Origin of the sequence: Burkholderia sp. NFPP32 (assembly GCF_900119325.1) — a bacterium.
In the GTDB taxonomy this organism is placed as follows: domain Bacteria; phylum Pseudomonadota; class Gammaproteobacteria; order Burkholderiales; family Burkholderiaceae; genus Burkholderia; species Burkholderia pyrrocinia_C.
Genome location: NZ_FPJP01000005.1, coordinates 57,399 through 82,993 on the forward strand (window position 1 = coordinate 57,399; position 25,595 = coordinate 82,993).

A 25,595-nucleotide genomic window follows, 5' to 3' on the forward strand; every position below is an offset into this window, starting at 1 on the left:
GCCGCCGCGGCCGTGCCGCGGCGACGGATTGCACGGCCTGCGGCCGTCAGTGGAACGTGAAGCCGCCGTCGGCGGCCTGCGTGACGTCGACCTTCGCGACCGCCGCCCGGCGGCCGGACGCGCGCGCCGCCCGTGACAATGGCGACCTGTCCTTCGAGTGGGGCTGTCATGGCAACGTCTCCTTGATGTTCGTTATGGATGTCGAAATGTCGTTTGGAAAAACGGAGGCTCAGTTGCGCCATGTGCCGGCATCGCGCAGCAATTGCCGCGAAGACGCGTAGCGCAGCGTGCGGCCGACGTCGACCGTCAGCGGCCCGCGCCAGTCGAGCGAAATCTCGTAGCGATCGCCGCGCGCAACCTCGATCTCGCGCTCGCCGTCGAACGCGAGCGTGCCGCGCTCGAACGGGATCGTCTGCCACGCGCCCGGTTCGAGCCGCTCGCAGCTGCGCATCACGACGCGGTCGACGCGGCCCGGCGCAATCGGTGCGACGAGCGGCGTGCCGGCCGTCTTGCCTTCGTCCGCGAAGCGCATCGCGAGCCCGTGCGGCGCGCTGCGCTCGAGCGGTGCCCATGCGCCGCCGAGCGCGGACAGGCCGATGCCGTCCGGTTCCGCGAACGTCAGGTAGAGCGAGTCGATGTCGTCGGGCCCCGAAATCGCGCGGGCGCCGATGAAGCGCTGTCGCGCCGCGCACACGTCGACGAGCGCAATCTCTTCGCGCCCCGGCCGTGCACCCGCCACGCAGCGCACGACGAGCCGCTTGTTGCGCGTGAACGCAACCTCGGCCGGCACGGCGCCGGTCGCGACGAGTCCGGCCGCGACGCCTGCGACGGTCGCCTCGCGATGTTCGGGAAAGGCGTTGTTGGTGCCGGTGGACAGCGCGACGAGCGGCGTCGCGCCGCAATGCGCGGCCACCGCGCGATGGGTGCCGTCGCCGCCGAGCACGACGATCAGCGCGACTTCCATCCGGTGCAGGTACGCGGCGCCGGCGTGCGTATCGGCGACGGTATCCGTGATCGGCAGGTCGATGAACTCGACCTCGGGCCAGCGCTCGTGCGGCGCGACCGCGCGATGCGTATCGAGCGCGCGCAGCAGCAGCGTCGCGATGCCCGTCCGGTCGCGCAGCGTCAGCACGCGCTCGACGCCCATCGCGCCGAGGCCGGCCAGCAGGCGCACGATCATGTTCGCCTTCTCCGCCGTCGGAAACACGGATGCATGCGTCGTGAGGCGGCGGATGTCGCGCCCCGATGCGGGGTTCGCGATCACACCGACGGTAACGGGCGTCGTCACGGGTTTGTCTCCATCCAGTTGACCGGCAGCGGCGCATTGGCGCCCGCTCCGGCCCTGCCTGTTTCGTCCGCTGCCATCGACGGGCTGCGGATCGTCGTCGCCGACGCGGCTGCGCCGAACTTGCCCGTGATCTCTGCAAGCGGCGTGCCATCGTGTGTGCAATGACCGCGAAACCCGCGCGCACGCTGGCGCGGCGGGCATGCACGTGTTCCGGGTTCGCGACCGTGACCACGCAGCACGTGGCGAATCCGCCCGTGCGTCTCACGTCGTCGTTGCGACGACGCGCTCGTCGCGACGCCTGCGCAAGCGCGCCGCGCTGCCTGCAAACCCTGCGTTGATGCGGCGTGGCGCATGCCGCGACAAGCCGGACGACCGCTGCGCGCCACGCATGCGGGCGTCTCAACCGCGCGAGACCAGGCGAGAGACACGTGAGACGAACGTCTCACGCGTGCTGCGTGCTGCGATGCAATGTGATCCGCCGGACCGGATGTGCTACAAGAAGATCGAATTCCCCGCCGTACGGAACCGGAGCCGACCATGCCCTACGCCGTCCCCCAGGCCCAGCACGCCGACCGTGTGCTCGGCGCGCTCGCCGGACGCCTGCCCGCGCCGGCCGATTCCGCGCGCCTCGTGTCGTCGTGGCAACGTTCGCTGGAGCGCTACTGCCTCGACCCCGCTTCGTCGATCGGCCCGCGCGTGCTGACCGCGTCCGAGCTGCGCGAAGTGCGCGACAAGGAGGAAGCCTTCCTGCGTGCGTCGGGCCAGTGCCTGACGCGGCTGCACGACATGATCCGCGTCGCCGACTACTGCGTGATGCTGACCGACGCGCACGGCGTGACGATCGACTACCGGATCGACCGCGAGCGCCGCAACGACTTCCGCCATGCGGGGCTGCACATCGGCTCGTGCTGGTCGGAAAGCGAGGAAGGAACGTGCGGCGTCGCGAGCGTGCTGACCGATCTCGCGCCGATCACCGTACACAAGACCGATCATTTTCGCGCGGCGTTCACGACGCTCACCTGCAGCGCGGCGCCGATCTTCTCCCCGGGCGGCGAACTGATCGGCGTGCTCGACGCGTCGGCCGTCCATTCGCCCGACGGCCGCGACAGCCAGCGCCTCGTCTACCAGCTCGTGCGGCAAAGCGCGGCGCTGATCGAGGACGGCTACTTCGTGCACAGCACCGCGCAACACTGGATATTGTTCGGGCATCCGAACCGTCACTACGTCGAAGCGCAACCCGAGTGGCTGATCGCGTTCGACGAATGCGGCAATATCGTCGCCGCGAACCGGCAGGCCCGCGACGCGCTGCCGGCGCTGCGCGAACCGCGCCATATCGACGAGATATTCGACGCAACCGAGATGCCGCTGCGCGATGCCGCGCGGCTCGACACGATCGTCGCGCTGCGGCTGCGCGCAACCGGCGCACCGCTCTATGCGCGGCTGCGTGCGCCGCTACGACGCGCCGGCCGCGAGCCCGGCACGGTAGCGCGGCGCGCGGGCACCGCGCCACGCCACGTCGGCGCGCTGACGCCGTTCCTGCACAGCAGCGACGCGCACATCGCGCAACAAGCGGAGCTCGTGCTGCGGGTCGCGAGCAAGCGGCTGCCGATTCTCGTGCTCGGCGAGACCGGTGCGGGCAAGGAAGTATTCGCGCGCGCGATCCACGACGCCGGTGCGCGGCGTGCGCGACCGTTCGTCGCCGTCAACTGCGGCGCGCTGCCGGAAGCATTGATCGAGAGCGAACTGTTCGGCTATGCGGCCGGCGCGTTCACCGGCGCACGCAAGCACGGCGCGCGCGGCAAGATCACGCTTGCCGACGGCGGCACGCTGTTTCTCGACGAAATAGGCGACATGCCGCTCGCGCTGCAGACACGGCTGTTGCGCGTGCTCGCCGACGGCGAGGTCGTGCCGCTCGGCAGCGACACGCCCGTGCGCGTCGACCTCGATGTGATCTGCGCGACGCACCGCGATCTCGCGCGCATGGTGGCCGACGGCACGTTCCGCGAAGATCTGTATTACCGGCTGAGCGGCGCGACGTTCGAACTGCCGCCGCTGCGCGAGCGCGCAGACGTGCGCGACGTGATTGCCGCCGTGTTCGCCGAGGAAGCGCAGGCGACCGGCCACGTACTCACGCTCGACGCGACGCTCGCCGAACAGCTCGCCGCCTATCCGTGGCCCGGCAACGTACGGCAGCTGCGCAACGTGCTGCGCTATGCGTGCGCGGTGTGCGACACGGCGCGCGTGACGCGGCGCGACCTGCCGGCCGACCTCGCCGCACAGCTCGGCGGCGCCCCGGCCGGCGCACTGCCCGACGACGAGCGCGGCCGCATCGTCGCGGCGCTCACCGCGCACCGCTGGCGGCCCGACGCGGCCGCGCAGGCGCTCGGCATCTCGCGCGCGACGCTGTACCGGCGGATCGCGAAACACCGGATCGTCGCGCCGCACCGCGCGTGACGAGCCGGCGCGACCGCCATCACGCGGTCTGCGCGGCCGCTTCGCTTGCTTTCCCGGCCTCACCCGCCGCTTCGTCGCGCCGCACGAACACCTCGTGCGCGGCGAACAGCGCGTTCAGCGCGGCCGGGAAACCCGCGTAGATGGCCACCTGCATGAACACCTCGACGATCTCGTCGCGCGTGCAGCCGACGTTCAGCGCAGCCTCGATATGCACCTTCAGTTGCGGCTGTGCGTTGCCGAGCGCGGCCAGCGCCGCGATCGTCGCGATCTCGCGTGCTTTCAGGTCGAGCTGCGGCCGGCTGTAGATGTCGCCGAAACTGAACTCGACCAGGAGCCGCCCGAAATCCGGCGCGATCGGTGCAAGCGCCGCGATCACGCGTTCGCCCACTTCGCCGTCGATTTCCTTCAGTTTGTTCCAGCCGCGCGTATAACGATCTTCAACGAGTTGTTCCATCGTGTCCGTCCTGTTCCGATTGAGAGTGAGAAGGTGTCGCCCGTCGTTCCGTATCGCGTTCCCGTGCCTCGTAGTACGCGATCTTGTCGCCGATCGCGTCGAGGCTCGCCTGCAGCTCCGCGATATGCACCCGCACCGCGTCGCGATGCGCAACCAGCAACCGGCGCCGCGCACCGAACGTCGGCTCGCCTTGCGCGCGCAGCGCCGCGAACTGCTGCATCTGCGCGATCGGCATGCCGGTCGCCTTCAGGCGCATCACGAACGCCAGCCAGTCAAGGTCGGCCGGCGCATAGAGCCGGTGCCCGGCCGCCGTGCGCGAAATCGCGCGCAGCAGGCCGGCCTGCTCGTAATACCGCAGCGTATGCGTCGACACGCCGGTCATCTCGGCGACTTGCCCGATCGTCAGCGGACCGGCGGAGGAAGGTTTGGATACGGTTTTCGACATGGCAGGAACAAGGTTAGGAGTTAGAGTTCACTCTAAGTCAAGCCCTGTCGAACAGCCAGTGTCGCGATAACCCGCGATCCCCCCTCGATACCGTAAAGAATGGTCAAAAACGCCGCCCGGCGCGGCTTTCGGCCTTTACAGCGACGCAAGCCTTCAGCAAGATTCGGTCAGCCTGTCTTAAAAAGGGCACGCATTTGTCCTATGCTTAACGGCGACGCCCGGCCAGGCCTCGCCCCGCCGTCCGTTGCAACAGCCATTCATCCGTCAGAACCAGGGAGCCTTTGCCATGCTGAAAAAGCTGCTGATGCTGTTCGTCGCGCTATCGCTGTCGCTCGCCGCAGGCTTTGCCGCGGCCGTCGAAGTCAACACGGCCGACCAGGCCGCGCTCGAAGCCGTGAAGGGTCTCGGGCCCGTCAAGTCGAAGGCGATCATCGACGAACGCACCAAGAACGGCCCATTCAAGGACGCCGACGATCTCGCAAATCGGGTGAAGGGCCTCGGCACGAAATCGGTCGGGCATCTCGAGGAAAACGGCCTGACGATCGGCGGCTCGTCGACGCCGCCGAAAGGCGTGAAGCTGTCGAAGCCGGCCGCGACGACGTCGGCCACCACATCGGCAACGACGTCGGCAGGTACCGCATCGACGTCCACGACCGCGACCGCCGGCACGACGGCTACGGCGCCGGCCCCGGCGGCAAGCGCGCCGGAAGCGGCAACGAAGCCGGCGAAGACCAAGCGCGCGTCGAAGAAGGAAAAGGCGGCAGCGGCCGCAGCGGCATCCGCCGACGCGGGTGCGAGCGCACCGGCCGCAGCGTCGTCCGCGAAGGCGGCGAAGGGTTCGAAGAAAAAGAGCAAGAAGGACAAGGCAGCCTCCGCCGCCGCGGCGTCGGGCGCCTGATGTGCGCCGCGCGCGCGACGGCGTGCGCGCGGCATTCGTTCAACGGGCGCCCTTATTGCGGCGCCCTTATCGGTAAAGGTGAAGAACCATGGGTCTCCTCGACATCGTAGGCGGTCTGATCGGCGGCCAGGCCGGCGGCAACTCGCAAAGCGCGCTCATCGCGACCGCGCTCGAATTCATCAACAAGCAGCCGGGCGGCCTGAACGGCCTGATCGAGAAGTTCCAGAAAGGCGGCGCCGGCGAGGTCATCGGCTCATGGGTCGGCACCGGCGAGAACCAGCCGATCTCGGCCGACACGCTGCAGAACGTGCTCGGCTCGGACGTCGTCGGTTCACTCGCGAGCAAGATCGGCATCGATCCGGGTCAGGCCTCGTCGATCCTCGCGCAGGTGCTGCCGCACGTCGTCAACAGCGCGACGCCGAACGGCGAAGTGCCGGCCGGCGGCCAGATCGATACGTCGAACGTGCTCGGCACGCTGACGCAGCTCGCCGGCATGTTCGGCGGCAACAAGCAGGCCTGAGCCCGCGCCGCTTCGCGGCCCCCGCTTCATGGCCCAATCGGGCCGCTCCATATGCAAACACCCCGCCGAGGCGGGGTGTTTGTTTTTGCGCGCCCGGCGCGAACCGGGCGTGCGGCCGGTGGCCGGCGTTCAGTGAACGACGCGGTCGAACACGAACTTGCCGTCGTTGACGTCGACCGGAATCACGTCCTTCGGACCGAAGCGGCCCGCGAGGATGAGCTTCGCGACCGGGTTCTCGATCTCCTGCTGGATCGCGCGCTTCAGCGGCCGCGCGCCGAACACCGGATCGTAGCCGACCTTCGCGATCTGCTCGAGCGCCGCTTCCGACACGTCGAGCGCCATGTCGAGCTTCGCGAGCCGGTCGTGCAGGCGCGCCAGCTGGATCTTCGCGATCGACTCGATGTTGCTGCGGTCGAGCGCATGGAACACGACGACGTCGTCGATCCGGTTCAGGAACTCGGGGCGGAAATGCTGCTTCACCTCGATCCACACCGCGTCCTTGATCTCGTCCTGCGGCGCACCGGTCATCGCCTGGATCACCTGCGAGCCGAGGTTCGACGTCATCACGATCACCGTGTTCTTGAAGTCGACCGTGCGCCCCTGCCCGTCCGTCATGCGGCCGTCGTCGAGCACCTGCAGCAGCACGTTGAACACGTCCGGATGCGCCTTCTCGATCTCGTCGAGCAGGATCACGCTGTACGGCTTGCGGCGCACGGCTTCCGTCAGGTAGCCGCCTTCCTCGTAGCCGACGTAGCCCGGCGGCGCGCCGATCAGCCGCGCGACGCTGTGCTTCTCCATGAACTCGCTCATGTCGATGCGGATCAGGTGCTCTTCCGAATCGAACAGGAACGACGCCAGCGCCTTGCACAGCTCGGTCTTGCCGACACCCGTCGGGCCGAGGAACAGGAACGAGCCGTACGGACGGTTCGGATCGGCGAGACCCGCGCGCGAACGGCGGATCGCGTCGGCCACCGCGCTGATCGCCTCGTCCTGGCCGACCACGCGCTCATGCAGCTTTTCCTCGATGTGCAGCAGCTTCTCGCGTTCGCCCTGCATCATCCGCGACACGGGAATTCCCGTCGAACGCGACACGACTTCCGCGATTTCCTCGGCGCCGACCTGCGTGCGCAGCAGGCGCGGACGCGTCGGGTTGTGCTGCTCCTGCTCTTCGGCCTGCGTGACCTGCTTCAGTTGTGCCTCGAGCTGCGGCAGCTTGCCGTACTGCAGCTCCGCGACCTTCTCCAGCTTGCCTTCACGCTGCAGCCGCGCGATGTCCGCCCGCGCCTTCTCGATCTCTTCCTTGAGCTGCGCGCTGCCCTGCACCGCGGCCTTCTCGGCGGTCCAGATTTCCTCGAGATCCGAATACTCGCGGCCGAGCCGCTCGATCTCTTCCTCGATCAGCTGCAGGCGCTTCTGCGACGCTTCGTCCTGCTCCTTCTTCACGGCTTCGCGCTCGATCTTCAGCTGGATCAGCCGGCGGTCGAGCTTGTCCATCTCTTCGGGCTTCGAATCGATTTCCATCTTGATCTTCGAAGCGGCTTCGTCGATCAGGTCGATCGCCTTGTCGGGCAGGAAGCGGTCGGTGATGTAGCGGTGCGACAGCTCGGCCGCGGCCACGATCGCCGGGTCGGTGATGTCGACGCCGTGGTGCAGTTCGTACTTCTCCTGCAGCCCGCGCAGGATCGCGATCGTCGCCTCGACGCTCGGCTCGTCGACGAGCACTTTCTGGAAACGGCGCTCGAGCGCGGCATCCTTCTCGATGTACTTGCGGTATTCGTCGAGCGTGGTCGCGCCGATGCAGTGCAGCTCGCCGCGCGACAGCGCCGGCTTCAGCATGTTGCCCGCATCCATCGCGCCTTCGGCCTTGCCCGCGCCGACCATCGTGTGGATCTCGTCGATGAAGACGATCGTCTGGCCTTCGTCCTTCGCGATGTCGTTGAGCACGGCCTTCAGGCGCTCCTCGAACTCGCCGCGGTACTTCGCGCCGGCGAGCAGCGCGGCCATGTCGAGCGACAGCACGCGCTTGCCCTTCAGCGTCTCGGGCACTTCGCCGTTGACGATCCGCTGCGCGAGCCCTTCGACGATCGCCGTCTTGCCGACGCCCGGCTCGCCAATCAGCACCGGGTTGTTCTTCGTGCGGCGCTGCAGGATCTGGATCGAGCGGCGGATTTCGTCGTCGCGGCCGATCACCGGATCGAGCTTGCCCGAACGGGCGCGCTCGGTCAGGTCGACCGTGTACTTCTTCAGCGCCTCGCGCTGGCTTTCGGCATCCTGGCTGTGCACCTGCGAGCCGCCGCGCACCGCGGCGATCGCGGCTTCGAGCGCCTTGCGCGTGAGGCCGTGCTGACGCGCGAGCTTGCCGGCATCGCCCTTGTCGTCGGACACGGCGAGCAGGAACATCTCGCTCGCGATGAACGTGTCGTTGAGCTTCTGCGCTTCCCTGTCGGCCTGGTTCAGCAGCCCGGCCAACTCGCGGCCGATCTGGATGTCGCCGCCCGTGCCCGTGACTTGCGGCAGGCGCGAGATCGCTTCGTTCAGCGCGCCTTGCAGCGCCTGCACGTGAACGCCCGCGCGCGACATCAGCGAACGGGCTGAACCGTCGTGCTGCGCGACCAGCGCCGCCAGTACGTGAACGGGTTCGATGTATTGATTGTCGCGGCCTGCCGCAAGGCTTTGCGCGTCCGCGAGTGCTTCCTGGAACTTGGTGGTGAGCTTGTCGATTCTCATTTTGTCGAGACCTCCAATTTTCGATTAACACCAAGATGAGGATGGTTATGCGGCTTTCAAGCGAAATTCGGGTTGATTCAGCGCAAAAAATCGCTGGATGGCAATGCCGCGGCCCAGAGGCGGGACGCGGCCGGATCGCGGGACGCGGTGCTCGCGTGTCAGCCGGCCGTCGACGGCGGCTCGACGGGCGCAGGCGATTCGTCCGGTGACGGTGCGGCGCGCACGAGCGCGACCGGGCGGATGCCGAGCAACGCAGCAAGCGGCGACGCGGGTTCGACCAGTTCGCCGAGCGTGTGACGATCGAGCTCGGCGAAGAACGCATCGCGCGCGGCCGCCAGCACCCCCTTCAGGCGACACTGCGGCTCGATCACGCAACCGCGCGACTCGCTGCCGTCGGTCGAAAAACAGCCGACCAGCGCGAAGTCGTTCTCGGTCGCGCGCACGACCTGGCCGACCGTCAGCAGCAGCGATTCGGGGAACAGCCGCAGCCCGCCGTTGCGGCCGCGGACCGTGTCGACCCATCCCAACTCGCCGAGCTGCTGCACGACTTTCATCAGATGGTTCTTCGAGATGCCGTAGGCATCCGAGATCTCCTGGATCGTCGCGAGCCCCTCGCCGCGCACGGCAAGGTACAGCATCACGCGCAGCGAATAATCGGTGTAGTCGGTGAGTCTCATGGGCGAATACGGAAATGATCGATCGTGCCCCGATTGCGCGGGCCGGGCCGGCCGGAACGCGCGCCGGGCCGGGCCGGCTGACGGCCCCGTTCCGCGGCCCCGGGTTGCCCGGACGGCGCGCGCGCAATAAGATGCGTTACATCTGCACGTTTTACAGGGGTTGTTGGACGCTATTTTGCGTCAAAATCCTGCCGGCGTCCTGCGCGTTGCCCGCGCCGCCGCTTCGTCGTTGCCTCGATCTCCCGGCCCTTTTTGCCATGACCGCCCTGCCTGCCTCGCCTGAAACCGCCCCGGCCCGCCCTCGCGATGCCGAGCCGACCGAAGACAACATCCGCGATCTCGTCTACGCGTTTTACGACCGCGTGCGCGCCGATCCGCTGCTCGGGCCAGTGTTCGACGCGAAGCTGGCCGGCCGCTGGGACGACCATCTGCCGAAGATGGTCACGTTCTGGTCGAGCCTCGTGCTCGGCACCAAGGGCTATCGCGGCAACGTGCAGCAGGCGCACCAGCCGCTCGACGGGATCGAGCCGGCCCATTTCAGCCGCTGGCTGTCGCTGTTCCTGAAGACCGTCGAGGCGCGCTACGCGCCGCCTGCGGCGATCCGCTTCATGGAACCCGCGCTGCGGATCGCGCAAAGCCTGCAGTTGAGCCGGTTCGGCTGGGATTACCGGATTCCGCCGGAGCAGCAGGCGCTGCTCGATGCGATCGCGCCGCGCCGCCGCGACGCGGGCGACGATCCGCACGCATTGCCGTCGCGTGCCCGCGGCGAACCGTTTCCGACGAAGATCATCGGGCGCAGCGCCGATCCGGACGCGTAACGCGTACACATCGCGCGCGACGTTTGCGCACGTGCGGCACATCGCCGCATCGCGCGGACGCCGCGCTCAGCGCGGCGTGTTGCCCGATTCGACGCCCCAGCGCGCGAGCGCCGCGTCGTCGGTGCTGCGCGCATCGACCCAGCGCTCGCCGTCAGGCGTCGTTTCCTTCTTCCAGAACGGCGCTTCGGTCTTCAGGTAGTCCATCACGAACTCGCACGACGCGAACGCATCGCCGCGATGCGCGGCGACCGTCGCCACCATCACGATCTGGTCGAGCGGCAGGAGCCTGCCGACCCGATGCACGATCGCGACGTCGATGCCCGGCCAGCGCCGGCAGGCCTCGGCAGCGATCTTCTCGAGCGCCTTCTCGGTCATCCCCGGATAGTGCTCGAGCTCCATCGCGGCGACCGAATCGCCTTCGTTCAGGTCGCGCACGGTGCCGACGAAGCACGCAATCGCGCCGATCTTCGGATTGCGCGCGCGTAATGCCGCGACTTCGGCGTTCAGATCGAAGTCGTCGGTCTGGATTCGTATCGTTGCCATCACACGCTCCGGTCCCATGCCAAGCTCAACCGCCCGTCACCGGCGGAAAGAACGCGACCTCGCAGCCCTCGGTGAGCCGCGTGTCGGGACCGGTCATCTCGTGGTTGCACGCCATGCGCAATGCGCGCCCTTCGGCGAGCGTCTCGGCCCACGCACCGCCGCGCACGCGCAGCCACGCGCGCACGTCGCCGACGGTCGTTACGCTGTCCGGCACGTCGGCCTGCTCGTCGGCGACGCCCAGCGCTTCTCGTACGCTTGCAAAAAATTTCAGCTGAATCTTCATGGTTCGGGAAGCCGCCGCGTTACGACAGCAATTCGGAAAACGGAATGAAACGCACGGTCTCGCCTGCGCTGATCGCGTGCTGCGGCGGATTGTCGATCAGGCCGTCGCCCCAGACCGTCGACGTCAGCACCGCCGAGCTCTGGTTCGGGAACAGATCGAGGCCGCCGGCCGCATTGACGCGTGCGCGCAGGAATTCGTTGCGCCGGTCGCCCTTGCCTTGCGAAAAGTCGGCGCGCAGCGACAGCGCGCGCGGCGCGACGTCGCGCACGCCGGACAGGCGCAGCAGGAACGGCCGCACGAACAGCAGGAACGTGACGAAGCTCGATACGGGGTTGCCGGGCAGCCCGATGAAGTGCGCATCGGGGCGATCGTCGCCGCGCCGCACCGCGCCGTACGCGAGCGGCTTGCCGGGCTTCATCGCGATCTGCCACAGCGCGAGCCGCCCTTCGGACTCGACGGCCGGCTTCACGTGATCCTCGTCGCCGACCGATACGCCGCCGCTCGTCAGGATCACGTCGTGATCGCGCGCGGCCTCGCGCAGCGTGTCGCGCGTCGCGGCGAGCGAGTCGGGCACGATCCCGTAGTCGGTCACGTGGCAGCCGAGCCGCTCCAGCAGCCCGCGCAGCGTGAAGCGGTTCGAGTTGTAGATCGCGCCGGGCTTCAGCGGCTCGCCCGGCATCGTCAGCTCGTCGCCGGTGAAGAACACCGCGACGCGAATCCGCCGTGCGACCGACAGTTGCGCGCAGCCGACCGATGCGGCCAGGCCGAGCGCCTGCGGCGTGAGCCGCGTGCCGGCCGGCAGGATCACCGCGCCCTGCCGGATGTCCGCGCCCTGCGCGGTGATCCATTCACCGGCCTTCGGCGTATGCAGGATCTCGACCGCATCGCCTTCGGCCGACGTCTGCTCCTGCATCACGACGGCGTCGGCGCCCGGCGGCACCGTCGCGCCGGTGAAGATCCGCGCGGCCGTCCCGGCCGCGAGCGGCACGGCCGGATGACCGGCCGGAATCCGCTGCGACACCGGCAGACGCCGCTCGCCGTGCAGCAGGTCGGCGACGCGCACCGCATAACCGTCCATCGCGCTCGTATGCATCGGCGGCACGTCGAGCGGCGAGCTCACGTCGGCCGCCAGCACGCGGCCGAGCGCGTCGAGCGTGGTGACGGTTTCGGTGCCGGGCAGCGGCTTCGCGGCATCGAGCAGCGCGGCGAGCGCCTCGGCGGTCGACAGCATCGGCACGCGCGGCGCCGCGGGATTCGGGTTCGACATCGATGGAATCGGGGAACGTTGGAGTCAATACGTCATTGTAGCGACGCCGTCGCGCGGGCGCGCGATATGGCGGACATGCGAGAACTGTGATCGTCGCGAACGCGCGGGTCTGGCACCCGTTTCGCGCGACGTTCGGCTGCAGACGCGCGGCGGGCTGCCGAACGCCTGCATATCGCAGTACCGCTGCACCGCATCGCCAAACGAAACGGCCGGAACCCCGATCCGTTCGACGAATCGGCATTCCGGCCGTCCTGCGCAGCCGGGCCTGCAGGCCCGGCCGTGCGTCACGCGCCCGTATGCGCGGCGATGAAGTCCTTCACCTGCTGCGCGTCGGCCTTCACGACCTCGAAGCGCTGCGGCAGCGCCTCGAGCCCGTCGAATGCGGCCGGCCGCTCGGCTTCGCGATCGAGCGCTTCACGGATCGTCTCGCCGAACTTGATCGGCTGCGCCGTCTCGAGCACGACCATCGGCACGCCCGCATCGAGATGCTCGCGCGCAACCTTCACGCCGTCGGCCGTGTGCGTATCGATCATCGTGTCGTAGCGCGAGAACACGTCGCGGATCGTCGCGATGCGGTCCGTGTGGCTGCTGCGGCCCGACACGAAGCCGAACTCCGCGACGCGAGCGAAATCGCCGCTCGCCGCGAGGTCGAAGCCGCCCTTCTCCTCGACGTCGCGGAACAGCTGCATCACGCGCGCCGGATCGCGGCCGAGCAGGTCGAACACGAAGCGCTCGAAGTTCGACGCCTTCGAGATGTCCATGCTCGGGCTGCTCGTGTGATACGTATTCTCGGCGCTGCGCACGCGATACGCGCCCGTGCGGAAGAACTCGTCGAGCACGTCGTTCTCGTTGGTCGCGACCACGAGCTTCGCGATCGGCAGCCCCATCATCCGCGCGATGTGGCCCGCGCATACGTTGCCGAAGTTGCCCGACGGCACCGTGAACGACACGCGTTCGTCGTTGGACTGCGTCGCCGCGAAGTAGCCCTTGAAGTAGTACACGACCTGTGCGACGACGCGCGCCCAGTTGATCGAGTTGACCGTGCCGATCTTCTGCTGCGCCTTGAACGCGTGATCGTTCGACACGGCCTTCACGATGTCCTGGCAGTCGTCGAACACGCCTTCGACCGCGAGGTTGAAGATGTTCGGATCCTGCAGGCTGAACATCTGGGCCGTCTGGAACGCGCTCATCTTCTTGTGCGGCGACAGCATGAACACGCGCACGCCGGCCTTGCCGCGCATCGCGTATTCGGCCGCGCTGCCCGTGTCGCCCGACGTCGCGCCGAGAATGTTCAGCGCCTCGCCGTGCTTCGCGAGCGTGTACTCGAACAGGTTGCCGAGCAGCTGCATCGCCATGTCCTTGAACGCGAGCGTCGGGCCGTTCGACAGTTCGAGCAGCGAGATCGGCGCGCCGTTCTCGGTGCCGAGCGTCTTCAGCGGCGTGATGTCGGCTGCGTTCTCGCCGTGGCGCGTGTTGCTGTACACGTCGGCCGTATACGTGCGGCGCGTGATCGCGCGCAGGTCGTCGGCCGGCACGTCGTCGCAGAACTTCGACAGGATCTCGAATGCGAGATCCGCGTACGGCAGCGCGCGCCAGCGCGCGAGCTCGTCGGCGGACACCTTCGGATACTCGGCCGGCAGGTAGAGCCCGCCGTCCTTCGCGAGACCGCCGAGCAGGATGTCGGAGAACGTATGGCGCTCGCCGATGCCGGCGCCGCGCGTGGAGATGTAGTTCATGTCTTCCGCCTCAGTTCAGCGCTTCCATGCGCAGCTTCGTCACCTTCGACACGACCGTCGCGAGGCTTTCGATTTGCGCGATCGCCGCGTTGACGTTCTTCTCGAGCGTCTCGTGCGTGATCAGGATGATGTCGGTTTCGCCGTTCGCGCCGTCGACCTGCTCCGATTCCTTCTGCAGCAGCGCGTCGATCGAAATGCCCGATTCGGCGAGGATCCGCGTGATGTTGGCGAGCACGCCGGTCTGGTCGGCCACCCGCAGGCGCAGGTAGTAGCCGCTCGTGACTTCCTCGATCGGCAAAATCGGCGTGTTCGACAGGCTGTCGGGCTGGAACGCGAGGTGCGGCACGCGATGCTCGGGGTCGGCCGTATGCAGGCGCGTGACGTCGACGAGATCCGCGACCACCGCCGACGCGGTCGGCTCCGCGCCCGCGCCCTTGCCGTAGTACAGCGTGGTACCCACCGCGTCGCCGTGCACGACGACCGCGTTCATCGCGCCTTCGACGTTCGCGAGCAGGCGCTTTTCCGGGATCAGCGTCGGGTGCACGCGCAGCTCGATGCCGTTTTCGGCGCGGCGCGCGATGCCGAGCAGCTTGATCCGGTAGCCGAGTTCTTCCGCGTAGCGGATGTCGGTTGCGTCGAGCTTGCTGATGCCCTCGACGTACGCGCGATCGAACTGCACCGGCACGCCGAACGCGATCGCGCTCATGATCGTCGCCTTGTGCGCGGCGTCGATGCCTTCGATGTCGAAGGTCGGATCGGCTTCCGCGTAGCCGAGCTCCTGCGCGGCCTTCAGCGCGGTCGCGAAGTCGAGCCCGCGGTCGCGCATTTCCGACAGGATGTAGTTCGTCGTGCCGTTGATGATGCCCGCGATGTACTGGATGCGGTTCGCGGTCAGGCCTTCGCGCAGCGCCTTGATGATCGGGATGCCGCCTGCGACGGCCGCCTCGAACGCGACCATCACGCCCTTCGCGCGCGCGGCCTCGAAGATCTCGGTGCCGTGCACCGCGAGCAGCGCCTTGTTCGCCGTCACGACGTGCTTGCCGTTCGCGATCGCGCGCAGCACGAGTTCGCGCGCGATGCCCGTGCCGCCGATCATCTCGGCGATGATCGCGATCGACGGATCGTCGACGACCGAATTGAAATCGTCGGTGATCTGCGCGGCGCCGGCGTCGCCGCCGAGCACAGCCTGCGCCTTGGCCGGGTTGCGCACGGCAATGCGCGTCACCTCGATGCCGCGCCCCGCGCGTCGCTTGATTTCTTCCTGGTTGCGGCGCAGCACCGTGAAGGTGCCGCTGCCCACCGTGCCGAAGCCCAACAGGCCAACTTTGATCGGTTCCATGCTGCGTGTGATCGATGAGTAAGAAGTAAGGGGTTCCGTGTGGTCCTGTCCGCTCAGGCCGAATGGCGCTTGCGGTAGCCGTCGAGGAAGCGTGCGATCCGGTTGATCGAATCGGTCAGGTCGTCGAGGTTCGGCAGGAAGACCACGCGGAAGTGGTCCGGCGTCGCCCAGTTGAAACCCGTGCCCTGCACGAGCAGCACGCGCTCTTCGAGCAGCAGGTCGAGTATGAACTGCTGGTCGTTCTGGATCGGATAGATTTTCGGATCGAGGCGCGGAAACATGTACAGCGCGGCCTGCGGCTTCACGCAGGTCACGCCCGGAATCGACGTGAGCATGTCGTAAGCGAGCTCGCGCTGCTTGTACAGGCGCCCGCTCGGCACGATCAGCTCGTTGATGCTCTGGTAGCCGCCGAGCGCCGTCTGGATCGCGAACTGCCCCGGCACGTTCGCGCACAGGCGCATCGACGACAGGATGCCGAGCCCCTCGAGGTAATCCTTCGCGCGCCGGCGGTTGTCGCCGCCGAGGCCCGACACGGCCATCCAGCCCGCGCGGTAGCCGCACGAGCGATAGCTCTTCGACAGGCTGTTGAACGTGACGGTGATCACGTCCTCCGACAGCGAGCCCATCGCCGTGTGCTCGAGGCCGTCGTAGACGATCTTGTCGTAGACCTCGTCGGCAAACACGATCAGCCCGTGCTGGCGCGCGATCTCGAGCAGCTCCAGCAGCAATTCGTCGGAATAAAGCGCGCCCGTCGGGTTGTTCGGGTTGATCACGACGATCGCCTTCGTGTTCGGCGTGATCTTGCGGCGGATGTCGTCGAGATCGGGCATCCACGCGTTCTGCTCGTCGCACACGTAGTGCACGGGCGCGCCGCCCGACAGGCTCACCGCCGCCGTCCACAGCGGGTAGTCGGGCGCGGGCAGCAGCACTTCGTCGCCGTCGTTCAGCAACGCCTGGGTCGCCATCACGATCAGCTCGGACGCGCCGTTGCCGATGTAGATGTCGTCGAGGCCGACGCCCACGACGCCCTTTTCCTGCGTGTAGTGCATCACGGCCTTGCGGGCCGAGAACACGCCTTTCGAATCCGAATAGCCCGACGACGCCGGCAGGTTGCGGATCATGTCCTGGATGATCTCGTCCGGTGCGTCGAAGCCGAACGGCGCGAGGTTGCCGATGTTCAGCTTGATGATGCGGTGGCCTTCTTCCTCGAGGCGCTTGGCGTGCTCGAGCACCGGGCCACGGATGTCGTAGCAGACGTTGAGCAGCTTGTTCGACTTCTGAATCGGTTTCACGACGACACGGTTCCTGGGTTGGCCTTGCGGCCGGGGGGACGGGATCAAAACTGGAAAGCGGCCGGTCTGTGCGCGCTGTCTAGACTGGGAAAAAGCGGGCGATCGGGCGCGGCTTGTGGCAGCGCGCGATGCAAGTGGCGCCCGGGGGCGACCAAAAAGTTATAATTTAGCGGATTTTGGCCGACTTTCGCAATGCACCATAGCCGCGCCGGGCCCGCGCCGTCAGGCGTCCCGCGTGCACAGGCGCGCGAAACCGGCCGCCCCGGGCCCGTGTGGCCCTGCAACACATTCCCCTACGGAACCGCGGAATACCGATTTGAAACTGCACCAGGACGCGAGCGGCGCGCTCAACACCGTCACCGGCTACGGCCCCGATTATGTCGACGTCAATCTCGAACGCCATGAAACGAGCGTCATCGTGCTGCCCGGCGCGCCGGTCCAGGCATGGCCCGTGTCGTCGTTCGACGCGCTCGCGCCCGAGCATTTCGCGATGCTGCTCGACCCGACGCCCGAACTCGTGATCTTCGGCAGCGGCGCGCGGCTGCGCTTCCCGCACCCGCGGCTGGTTGCCGCGCTCACGGCCAGGCGGATCGGCGTCGAGACGATGGATTTCCAGGCCGCGTGCCGCACCTACAACATCCTGATGGCCGAGGGCCGCAAGGTCGCCGCTGCGCTCTTAATTGAACGTTAATCCCCGATGCGGTAAAACTCGGGCCGGCGCAGCGGGTCGATCCCCGGATCGGCCCGGCCAGGCCGCCCGCCCCCGGCGCAATCCGCCGGCGGCCCGTCACAACAACCAACAGGCTGAAAACCCATGAACGATACGCCGTCGAGGCTACCGCTCAATCGCATCACGCTCGTCCTCCTGCTCGTCGCGCTCGCGATCGTCTGGTTCGCGCCGCTCGGGCTGCGCCACCTGATCCCGAGCGACGAAGGCCGCTACGCGGAGATGGCACGCGAGATGTTCGTCACCGGCGACTGGATCACGCCGCGCTACAACGGCTACAAGTACTTCGAGAAGCCGCCGCTGCAGACCTGGCTGAACGCGCTGACGTTCGCGTGGTTCGGCATCGGCGAATGGCAGGCGCGCCTCTACACGGCCGTCGTGAGCTTCGCCGGCGTGCTGCTCGTCGGCTTCACCGGCGCGCGCCTGTTCAACCCGCTGTCGGGCTTCCTCGCGGCCGTCGTGCTCGCGAGCTCGCCGTACTGGAACCTGATGGGCCACTTCAACGCGCTCGACATGGGGCTCGCGTTCTGGATGGCGCTGTCGCTGTGCTCGCTGCTGCTCGCGCAGCGGCCCGGGCTGCGCCCGGCCGCGGTGCGCGGCTGGATGTGGGCGTGCTGGGCCGCAATGGCGTTCGCGGTGCTGTCGAAGGGCCTCGTCGGCCTGATCCTGCCCGGCGCCGTGCTCGTGCTCTACACGCTGATCGCGCGCGACTGGGCGCTGTGGAAGCGCCTGTACCTCGTCAGCGGCCTCGTGATCTTCTTCGCGATCGTCACGCCGTGGTTCGTGCTCGTCCAGCAGCGCAACCCCGAGTTCTTCAACTTCTTCTTCATCGTCCAGCAGTTCCGCCGCTACCTGACCCCCGAACAGAACCGCCCCGGGCCGCTGTACTACTTCGTGCCGGTGCTGCTGGTCGGCTTCCTGCCGTGGCTGTCGGTCGCGTGGCAAAGCATCCGCCATGCGCTGCGGATGCCGCGCCAGCCGAACGGCTTCTCGCCGATGCTCGTGCTGCTGATCTGGAGCGCGTTCATCTTCCTGTTCTTCAGCGCGTCTCATTCGAAGCTGATCTCGTACGTGCTGCCGATCGCGCCGGCGCTCGCGCTGATCGTCGGCGCGTACCTGCCTCTGGTGTCGGCCGACCGGTTCCGCCGCCACCTGCTCGGCTACCTCGTGTTCTTCGTCGCCGCGGCATTCGGGATCATCTTCCTCGCGTACCAGGGCGATGCCCGCACGCCGAACGCGCTGTACCGCGCGTTCCAGATGTGGCTGTACGCGGGCCTCGCGATCGCGGCCGCGCTGACGCTCGCGGCCGCGTGGCAGAACCGCCGCGCGGGCGTGGCCGCCGCGATCGCCGCGTTCGGTGCCGCCTGGCTCGCGTTCGGCACGATCGGCGGCACCGGGCACGACGAGTTCGGCCGCTACAGCTCGGGCGCGCTGCTCGCGCCCGCCGTGCGCGCCGAACTGGCGAAGCTGCCGCCCGACACGCCGTTCTACTCGATCGAGATGCTCGATCACACGTTCCCGTTCTACATGGGCCACACGACGATCATGGTGCAGCGCCGGGACGAACTCGCGTTCGGGATCTCGGTGGAGCCGAACAAATGGATTCCGACCGTCGACGAATGGATCACGCGCTGGAAACAGGAAACCCATGCGCTCGCGATCATGCCGCCCGGCCAGTACGACGCGCTGGTCAAGCAAGGCGTGCCGATGCGCGTGATCGCGCGCGACAACCGCCGCGTGATCGTCGAGAAACCGCAATCGTAAGGACGCCCGCCGCATGAATCCCGTTTCGTTCGTCTGCATCATCACCGGCGTGATGCTCAACGCCTGTGCGCAACTTCTGCTGAAAGCCGGCGTCAACGCCGTTGGACACTTCGAATTCAGCCGTGCGAACATCATCCCGGTCGGCCTGAAGATCGCGACCCAGTTGCCGATCATCGGCGGCCTGAGCTGCTACGTGCTGAGCGTCGTCGTCTGGATCCTCGGGCTGTCGCGGGTCGACGTGTCGATCGCGTACCCGATGCTGTCGCTCGGCTACGTCGTCAACGCATTCGCGGCCTGGTACCTGTTCGGCGAGGTGCTGTCGGTCCAGCGGCTCGTCGGCATCGGCATCATTTTGATCGGGGTACTCGTGCTTGCACGAAGCTGAGCATGCCTCGCGGCGTTAAGCGTCCGCCTACAAAAAATCACGGTACGAATCCGCCAACCGGTGTTTAATGCCGGTTTCGGACGGGATTGCCCGACCCTTTTATTACACGCCATTACAGGCCAAAGCGTTCATGAGCCAGACTACCGCTCCGTTTCTGCCGTTCACCCGCCCCGAGATCGACGAGGAAACCATCCAGGGCGTCGTCGAAGTGCTGCGCTCGGGCTGGATCACCACCGGCCCGCAGTGCCAGAAATTCGAAGCGGCGCTGTCCGAATACTGCGGCGGCCGTCCGGTCCGCGCGTTCAACTCGGGCACCTGCACGCTCGAGATCGGCCTGCGCATCGCGGGCGTCGGCGCCGGCGACGAGGTGATCACGACGCCGGCGTCGTGGGTCTCGACCAGCAACGTGATCCTCGAAACGGGCGCGACGCCCGTGTTCGCCGACATCGATCCCGTCACGCGCAACATCGACCTCGACAAGCTCGAGCAGGCGATCACGCCGCGCACGAAGGCGATCATCCCCGTCTACCTGGCCGGCCTGCCGGTCGACATGGACCGCCTGTACGCGATCGCGCGCGCGCACAACCTGCGCGTGATCGAAGACGCGGCGCAGGCGCTCGGCTCGACGTGGAACGGCAAGCGCATCGGCGCGTTCGGCGACATCGTGTCGTTCAGCTTCCACGCGAACAAGAACCTGACGACGATCGAAGGCGGCGCGCTCGTGCTGAACAACGAGGACGAGGCGACGCTCGCGCAGAAGTACCGGCTGCAGGGCATCACGCGCACGGGCTTCGACGGGATGGACTGCGACGTGCTCGGCGGCAAGTACAACCTGACCGACGTCGCCGCGCGCGTCGGCCTCGGCCAGCTTCCGCACCTCGAGCGCTTCACCGCGCAGCGCCGTGCGCTCGCGCGCGCGTATTTCGCCGCGTTCGACGGCGGCCCGGCCGCGAAGCTCGGCGTCGGCCTGCCGGTCGCCGAATTCGAGAACGGCAACTGGCACATGTTCCAGATCACGCTGCCGCTCGAGCGGCTGTCGATCCCGCGCGCCGAGTTCATGGCGCAGATGAAGGAACGCGGCATCGGCACGGGCGTCCACTACCCGGCGATCCATCTTTTCACGCTGTACCGTGCGCGCGGCTTCAAGGAGGGCATGTTCCCCCACGCCGAACGGTACGGCGCGTCGACCGTCACGCTGCCGCTGTTCACGCAGATGACGGAGGGCGACGTGCGTCGCGTGGTCGACGCCATCAACCAGATTTGCGAACAATACGGAAAATAAGCGTACATGAGTCACCTTGAAGCACGCGCCGGGCATCCGGGCGCCGGGCAACCGGAAGTATCGGTCATCATCCCCGTGTACAACGAGGAAGACGGCCTCGCCGCGCTGTTCGCGCGGCTGTATCCGGCGCTCGACGCACTCGACACGTCATACGAAGTGATCCTGATCAACGACGGCAGCCGCGACCGCTCGGCCGCGATGCTCGCCGACCAGTTCCACGTGCGCCCCGACACGACGCGCGTCGTGCTGCTCAACGGCAACTACGGCCAGCACATGGCGATCCTCGCGGGCTTCGCGCAGTCGCGCGGCGAGATCGTCATCACGCTCGACGCCGACCTGCAGAACCCGCCCGAGGAAATCGGCAAGCTGATCGCGAAGATGCGCGAGGGCTACGACTACGTCGGCTCGATCCGCAAGCAGCGCCAGGACAGCCTGTGGCGACGCAAGGCGTCGCAGATGATGAACCGGCTGCGCGAGCGCATCACGCGCATCAAGATGACCGACCAGGGCTGCATGCTGCGCGCGTACAGCCGCCGCATCATCGACACGATCAACGTGTGCGGCGAAGTCAACACGTTCATCCCGGCGCTGGCCTATACGTTCGCGCAGAAGCCAACCGAAATCGAGGTCGCGCACGAGGAGCGCTTCGCGGGCGAGTCGAAGTACTCGCTGTACAGCCTGATCCGGCTGAACTTCGACCTCGTGACGGGCTTCTCGGTCGTGCCGCTGCAGTGGCTGTCGTTCATCGGCGTGATCCTGTCGCTCGGCTCCGCCGCACTGTTCGTGCTGCTGCTCGTGCGGCGCTTCATCGTCGGCGCGGAAGTGCAAGGCGTGTTCACGCTGTTCGCGATCACGTTCTTCCTGCTCGGCGTGATCATCTTCGCGCTCGGCCTGCTCGGCGAATACGTCGGCCGCATCTACCAGCAGGTGCGCGCACGGCCGCGCTACCTGATCCAGGCCGTGCTCGAGCAGCACGACGGCATGCCGGCGGTGCCGGCCGGCGAGAACCGCGCGGGAGCCGCGCAATGAAGCCGCGCGCGGTCGTCTTCGCGTATCACAACGTCGGCGTGCGGTGCCTGCAGGTGCTGCTCGCGCGCGGCGTCGACGTCGCGCTCGTCGTCACGCACGAGGACAACCCGAACGAGAACATCTGGTTCGGCAGCGTCGCGTCCGTCGCGGCCGAGCACGGCATTCCGGTCGTCACGCCGGCCGATCCCGCCGATCCGGCGCTGCGCCGCGCGGTATCGGACGCGCAGCCGGATTTCATCTTCTCGTTCTACTACCGGCACATGCTGCCGGTGGACCTGCTCGCGATCGCGCCGCGCGGCGCGTACAACATGCACGGTTCGCTGCTGCCGAAATACCGGGGTCGGGTACCGACCAACTGGGCCGTGCTGAACGGCGAGACCGAAACCGGCGCGACGCTGCACGAAATGGCCGCGAAGCCCGACGCGGGCGCGATCATCGGCCAGACCGCGGTGCCGATCCTGCCGGACGACACGGCCACGCAGGTGTTCGACAAGGTCACGGTGGCCGCCGAGCAGACGCTCTGGCGCGTGCTGCCCGCGCTGCTCGCGGGCGAGGCGGCGCACCTGCCGAACGATCTCGCGACCGGCAGCTACTTCGGCGGGCGCAAGCCCGAGGACGGCTGCGTCGACTGGTCGAAGCCGGCCGCGCAGGTCTACAACCTGGTGCGTGCGGTCGCGCCGCCGTATCCGGGCGCGTTCACGGACGTCGGCGGCACGCGTTTCGTGATCGCGCGCGCGCGCCTCGCGGCGCCCGGCAGCCCGGCAGCGGCCGCCGCGGCAGATTTGCCGCCCGGCCTGCACGTAAGCGATAATGCGCTATTCGGCGTCTGCGGCGACAGCCGCGCCCTATCCATTCTCGAGCTGTGGCAGCAGCGCGACGGCAGCGAAACCGTCGTGACGCCCGCGGAATTCGCGCAGTTCATTCATTCTTCCCGTCATTCATGAAAGCAAAAAAAGTCCTGATCCTGGGTGTGAACGGCTTCATCGGCCATCACCTGTCGAAGCGCATTCTTGAAACCACCGATTGGGAAGTGTTCGGCATGGACATGCAGACCGACCGGCTTGGCGACCTCGTCAACCACGAGCGGATGCATTTCTTCGAAGGCGACATCACGATCAACAAGGAGTGGGTCGAGTATCACGTGAAGAAGTGCGACGTGATCCTGCCGCTCGTCGCGATCGCGACGCCCGCCACCTACGTCCAGCAGCCGCTGCGCGTGTTCGAGCTCGACTTCGAGGCGAACCTGCCGATCGTGCGTTCGGCCGTCAAGTACGGCAAGCACCTCGTGTTCCCGTCGACCTCCGAGGTCTACGGCATGTGCTCGGACGAGCAGTTCGACCCGGACGCATCGGCCCTCACCTACGGCCCGATCAACAAGCCGCGCTGGATCTACGCGTGCTCGAAGCAGCTGATGGACCGCGTGATCTGGGGTTACGGGATGGAAGGCCTGAACTTCACGCTGTTCCGCCCGTTCAACTGGATCGGCCCGGGCCTCGACTCGATCTACACGCCGAAGGAAGGCAGCTCGCGCGTCGTCACGCAGTTCCTCGGCCACATCGTGCGCGGCGAGAACATCAGCCTCGTCGACGGCGGCTCGCAGAAGCGCGCGTTCACCGACATCGGCGACGGCATCAGCGCGCTGATGAAGATCATCGAGAACAAGAACGGCGTCGCATCGGGCAAGATCTACAACATCGGGAATCCGAAGAACAACTTCTCGGTTCGCGAGCTCGCGCACAAGATGCTCGAACTGGCGGCGGAATTCCCCGAGTACGCCGATTCGGCCAAGCAGGTGAAGCTCGTCGAGACGACGTCGGGCGCCTACTACGGCAACGGCTACCAGGACGTGCAGAACCGCGTGCCGAAGATCGACAACACGATGCAGGAACTCGGCTGGGCGCCGCAAGCGACGTTCGACGACGCGCTGCGCAACATCTTCGAAGCGTATCGCGGCCACGTCGCCGACGCGCGCGCGCTCGTCGAACAGCAAGGCTGACCGGGACGCTCGCTTGGCTCGCATCGTCCTCAAGATCGACGTCGACACGCTGCGCGGCACGCGCGAAGGCGTGCCGAACCTCGCGCGCATCTTCGACCGCTTCAACGCGCGCGCGACCTTCCTCTTCAGCCTCGGGCCCGATCACACGGGCTGGGCGCTGCGGCGCGTGTTCCGCCCCGGCTTCCTGAAGAAAGTGTCGCGCACGTCGGTGGTCGAGCACTACGGCGTGAAGCAGCTGATGTACGGCGTGCTGCTGCCGGGCCCCGACATCGGCCGCCGCGCGATCTCCGACATGCGCGCGATCCACGAGGCCGGCTTCGAATGCGGGATCCACACGTGGGATCACGTGTACTGGCAGGACAACGTCCGCGTGCGCGATCGCGACTGGACCGCGCGTGAAATGCAGAAGAGCCATGCGCGCTTCATCGAGATCTTCGGCACGCCGCCCGTCACGCACGGCGCGGCCGGCTGGCAGATGAACGACTCCGCGTTCGAGCAGATCGACGCATGGGGGATGCGCTACGCATCCGACGGCCGCGGCCATTCGCCGTACCTGCCCGTCGTCGGCGGCCGCACGCTGTCGCACGTGCAGATGCCGACGACGCTGCCCACGCTCGACGAAGTGCTCGGCATCGACGGCGTCGACGCGCATAACGTCGCCGCGCACATCCTCAGGTTCACCGAAACCAATCCGCACGACCAGGTGTTCACGCTGCACGCGGAACTGGAAGGCCAGAAGCTCGCGCCCGTGTTCGAGCAACTGCTCGCCGGCTGGCGCGCGCAAGGCCACACGTTTGCGACGATGGGCGACTACCACGCGACGCTGGACCGCGACTCGCTGCCATCGTACCCTGTCACGTGGGGCGAAATCCCCGGCCGCTCCGGCGAACTGATCGTCCAGCCCGACTGAGTTCGCGCGCGAGCCGGCGTCGCCCGCCGCGCCCTTGCGGCGCGCTGCCGCGACGCCCCGCCGAACCGCGCCGCAGCGGCGCCTTTCCATAACAACAGGAGAAACACGTGTCTGTCGAAGTTGACCGTCAAGTTCCCGATTTCACCGCACCGGCCACGGGCGGCGACATTTCGCTGTCCGACCTGAAGGGCAAGAAGCTCGTGCTGTACTTCTATCCGAAGGACAACACGCCGGGCTGCACGACCGAAGGGCTGCAGTTCCGCGATCTCTATCCGAAGTTCAAGAAAGCCGGTGCGGAAGTCATCGGCGTGTCGCGCGACAGCCTGCGCTCGCATGACAATTTCAAGGCAAAGCTCGAACTGCCGTTCCCGCTGATCTCGGATGCCGACGAAGCGCTGTGCGCGCTGTTCGATGTCATCAAGATGAAGAAAATGTATGGCAAGGAAGTGCGCGGAATCGAGCGCTCGACGTTCCTGATCGACGCCGACGGCGTACTCCGTCAGGCATGGCGCGGCATCAAGGTGCCGGGGCATGTGGACGACGTGCTAAGTGCTGTACAAGCGCTTTGAGGCGCGTTATATTGGGCCGCAATGAATGCCAGTTCGCCCCATATTTCTCGTAGCTGCGCCGGTGCTCGATGCGATGCTTCCCGGCACCTGACGCGCATCACGACGGTATCAGCCGAGCCGCATGCCCCTGTCGACGGGGCAGCGGCTTTTTTTATGGATTGCGCGCCGGCCCTCGGTCCGGCCCTCACCCCG

General features: G+C 67.3%; 24 protein-coding genes. 13 read left to right on the top strand and 11 right to left on the bottom strand.

Features of this window, described 5'->3' with window-relative positions; all coding sequences use genetic code 11:
• Positions 1 to 229 precede the first annotated feature (229 nt).
• Positions 230 to 1,288: an ATP-NAD kinase family protein gene (locus BT264_RS11905; RefSeq protein WP_072437214.1), complete on the bottom strand. Its 1,059-nt coding sequence runs from the start codon at positions 1,286 to 1,288 to the stop codon at positions 230 to 232.
• A gap of 537 nt (positions 1,289 to 1,825) precedes the next feature.
• Between BT264_RS11905 and BT264_RS11910 the strand changes: the two genes are divergently transcribed.
• Positions 1,826 to 3,742 (top strand): sigma-54-dependent Fis family transcriptional regulator, encoded by a 1,917-nt coding sequence (locus tag BT264_RS11910; protein ID WP_072437213.1) that lies wholly within the window; start codon positions 1,826 to 1,828, stop codon positions 3,740 to 3,742.
• Between the two features lie 19 nt (positions 3,743 to 3,761).
• On the opposite strand, the gene BT264_RS11915 is transcribed toward BT264_RS11910, so the two are convergent.
• Entirely contained in the window at positions 3,762 to 4,196 is a 435-nt protein-coding gene (locus BT264_RS11915) for a carboxymuconolactone decarboxylase family protein (protein WP_072437212.1), read from the bottom strand.
• Positions 4,180 to 4,641, bottom strand: a complete 462-nt coding sequence (locus BT264_RS11920; RefSeq protein WP_072437211.1) for a MerR family transcriptional regulator — start codon at positions 4,639 to 4,641, stop codon at positions 4,180 to 4,182. Before BT264_RS11920 ends, BT264_RS11915 begins: the two co-directional genes overlap by 17 nt.
• 286 nt (positions 4,642 to 4,927) lie before the next feature.
• Between BT264_RS11920 and BT264_RS11925 the strand changes: the two genes are divergently transcribed.
• Together BT264_RS11925 and BT264_RS11930 are read left to right on the top strand one after the other, a co-directional pair.
• Entirely contained in the window at positions 4,928 to 5,539 is a 612-nt protein-coding gene (locus BT264_RS11925) for a ComEA family DNA-binding protein (protein ID WP_072437210.1), read from the top strand.
• An 88-nt stretch (positions 5,540 to 5,627) separates the two neighbouring features.
• The gene (locus BT264_RS11930; RefSeq protein WP_072437209.1) at positions 5,628 to 6,059 is read left to right on the top strand and encodes a YidB family protein; all 432 of its coding nucleotides are present in this window, start codon (positions 5,628 to 5,630) and stop codon (positions 6,057 to 6,059) included.
• A gap of 129 nt (positions 6,060 to 6,188) precedes the next feature.
• Here BT264_RS11930 and clpB read toward each other — a convergent pair whose 3' ends face one another.
• Together clpB and BT264_RS11940 are read right to left on the bottom strand one after the other, a co-directional pair.
• Positions 6,189 to 8,786 (bottom strand): ATP-dependent chaperone ClpB, encoded by a 2,598-nt coding sequence (gene clpB / locus BT264_RS11935; RefSeq protein WP_072437208.1) that lies wholly within the window; start codon positions 8,784 to 8,786, stop codon positions 6,189 to 6,191.
• Between the two features lie 158 nt (positions 8,787 to 8,944).
• Positions 8,945 to 9,463, bottom strand: coding sequence for an Rrf2 family transcriptional regulator (locus BT264_RS11940; protein ID WP_034181254.1), 519 nt, complete (start codon positions 9,461 to 9,463; stop codon positions 8,945 to 8,947).
• A 257-nt stretch (positions 9,464 to 9,720) separates the two neighbouring features.
• Between BT264_RS11940 and BT264_RS11945 the strand changes: the two genes are divergently transcribed.
• Entirely contained in the window at positions 9,721 to 10,281 is a 561-nt protein-coding gene (locus BT264_RS11945) for a group III truncated hemoglobin (RefSeq protein WP_072437207.1), read from the top strand.
• Between the two features lie 66 nt (positions 10,282 to 10,347).
• On the opposite strand, the gene BT264_RS11950 is transcribed toward BT264_RS11945, so the two are convergent.
• The 6 genes from BT264_RS11950 to BT264_RS11975 all read right to left on the bottom strand — a co-directional run bounded on the left by BT264_RS11950 (position 10,348) and on the right by BT264_RS11975 (position 16,741).
• On the bottom strand, positions 10,348 to 10,824 hold the full coding sequence (locus tag BT264_RS11950) for a molybdenum cofactor biosynthesis protein MoaE (RefSeq protein WP_072437206.1): 477 nt from the start codon (positions 10,822 to 10,824) through the stop codon (positions 10,348 to 10,350).
• 25 nt (positions 10,825 to 10,849) lie between these two features.
• Entirely contained in the window at positions 10,850 to 11,107 is a 258-nt protein-coding gene (gene moaD, locus BT264_RS11955; protein WP_060358450.1) for a molybdopterin converting factor subunit 1, read from the bottom strand.
• Positions 11,108 to 11,126: 19 nt separating this feature from the next.
• Positions 11,127 to 12,374 carry a molybdopterin molybdotransferase MoeA gene (glp, locus tag BT264_RS11960; RefSeq protein WP_072437205.1) on the bottom strand — a complete coding sequence of 416 codons (1,248 nt, stop codon included), beginning with the start codon at positions 12,372 to 12,374 and terminating at the stop codon, positions 11,127 to 11,129.
• A gap of 284 nt (positions 12,375 to 12,658) precedes the next feature.
• Complete coding sequence (gene thrC, locus BT264_RS11965) at positions 12,659 to 14,110, bottom strand: threonine synthase (protein WP_072437204.1); 1,452 nt, start codon at positions 14,108 to 14,110, stop codon at positions 12,659 to 12,661.
• A 10-nt stretch (positions 14,111 to 14,120) separates the two neighbouring features.
• Entirely contained in the window at positions 14,121 to 15,449 is a 1,329-nt protein-coding gene (locus BT264_RS11970; RefSeq protein WP_072437203.1) for a homoserine dehydrogenase, read from the bottom strand.
• 53 nt (positions 15,450 to 15,502) lie between these two features.
• Positions 15,503 to 16,741, bottom strand: a complete 1,239-nt coding sequence (locus BT264_RS11975) for a pyridoxal phosphate-dependent aminotransferase (protein WP_072437202.1) — start codon at positions 16,739 to 16,741, stop codon at positions 15,503 to 15,505.
• Positions 16,742 to 17,057: 316 nt separating this feature from the next.
• Between BT264_RS11975 and BT264_RS11980 the strand changes: the two genes are divergently transcribed.
• From BT264_RS11980 to BT264_RS12020, 9 genes are all read left to right on the top strand, one after another.
• A complete protein-coding gene (locus tag BT264_RS11980; protein WP_034181247.1) occupies positions 17,058 to 17,432 on the top strand; it encodes an Mth938-like domain-containing protein in 375 nt (124 codons plus the stop codon).
• A 123-nt stretch (positions 17,433 to 17,555) separates the two neighbouring features.
• A complete protein-coding gene (locus BT264_RS11985; protein ID WP_072437201.1) occupies positions 17,556 to 19,232 on the top strand; it encodes a glycosyltransferase family 39 protein in 1,677 nt (558 codons plus the stop codon).
• A gap of 13 nt (positions 19,233 to 19,245) precedes the next feature.
• Positions 19,246 to 19,617, top strand: coding sequence for an SMR family transporter (locus tag BT264_RS11990; protein ID WP_034181245.1), 372 nt, complete (start codon positions 19,246 to 19,248; stop codon positions 19,615 to 19,617).
• Between the two features lie 130 nt (positions 19,618 to 19,747).
• Entirely contained in the window at positions 19,748 to 20,899 is a 1,152-nt protein-coding gene (locus BT264_RS11995) for a DegT/DnrJ/EryC1/StrS family aminotransferase (RefSeq protein WP_072437200.1), read from the top strand.
• A 6-nt stretch (positions 20,900 to 20,905) separates the two neighbouring features.
• Positions 20,906 to 21,928: a glycosyltransferase gene (locus tag BT264_RS12000; protein WP_072437199.1), complete on the top strand. Its 1,023-nt coding sequence runs from the start codon at positions 20,906 to 20,908 to the stop codon at positions 21,926 to 21,928.
• Complete coding sequence (locus tag BT264_RS12005; RefSeq protein ID WP_072437198.1) at positions 21,925 to 22,872, top strand: formyltransferase; 948 nt, start codon at positions 21,925 to 21,927, stop codon at positions 22,870 to 22,872. The genes BT264_RS12000 and BT264_RS12005 overlap by 4 nt, the downstream gene beginning before the upstream one ends.
• Positions 22,869 to 23,924, top strand: a complete 1,056-nt coding sequence (locus tag BT264_RS12010) for a bifunctional UDP-4-keto-pentose/UDP-xylose synthase (protein ID WP_051983717.1) — start codon at positions 22,869 to 22,871, stop codon at positions 23,922 to 23,924. Before BT264_RS12005 ends, BT264_RS12010 begins: the two co-directional genes overlap by 4 nt.
• Before the next feature lie 13 nt (positions 23,925 to 23,937).
• Entirely contained in the window at positions 23,938 to 24,834 is an 897-nt protein-coding gene (locus tag BT264_RS12015) for a polysaccharide deacetylase family protein (RefSeq protein ID WP_072437197.1), read from the top strand.
• Between the two features lie 107 nt (positions 24,835 to 24,941).
• Complete coding sequence (locus BT264_RS12020; protein ID WP_006756046.1) at positions 24,942 to 25,403, top strand: peroxiredoxin; 462 nt, start codon at positions 24,942 to 24,944, stop codon at positions 25,401 to 25,403.
• The last annotated feature ends 192 nt before the right edge of the window (positions 25,404 to 25,595 follow it).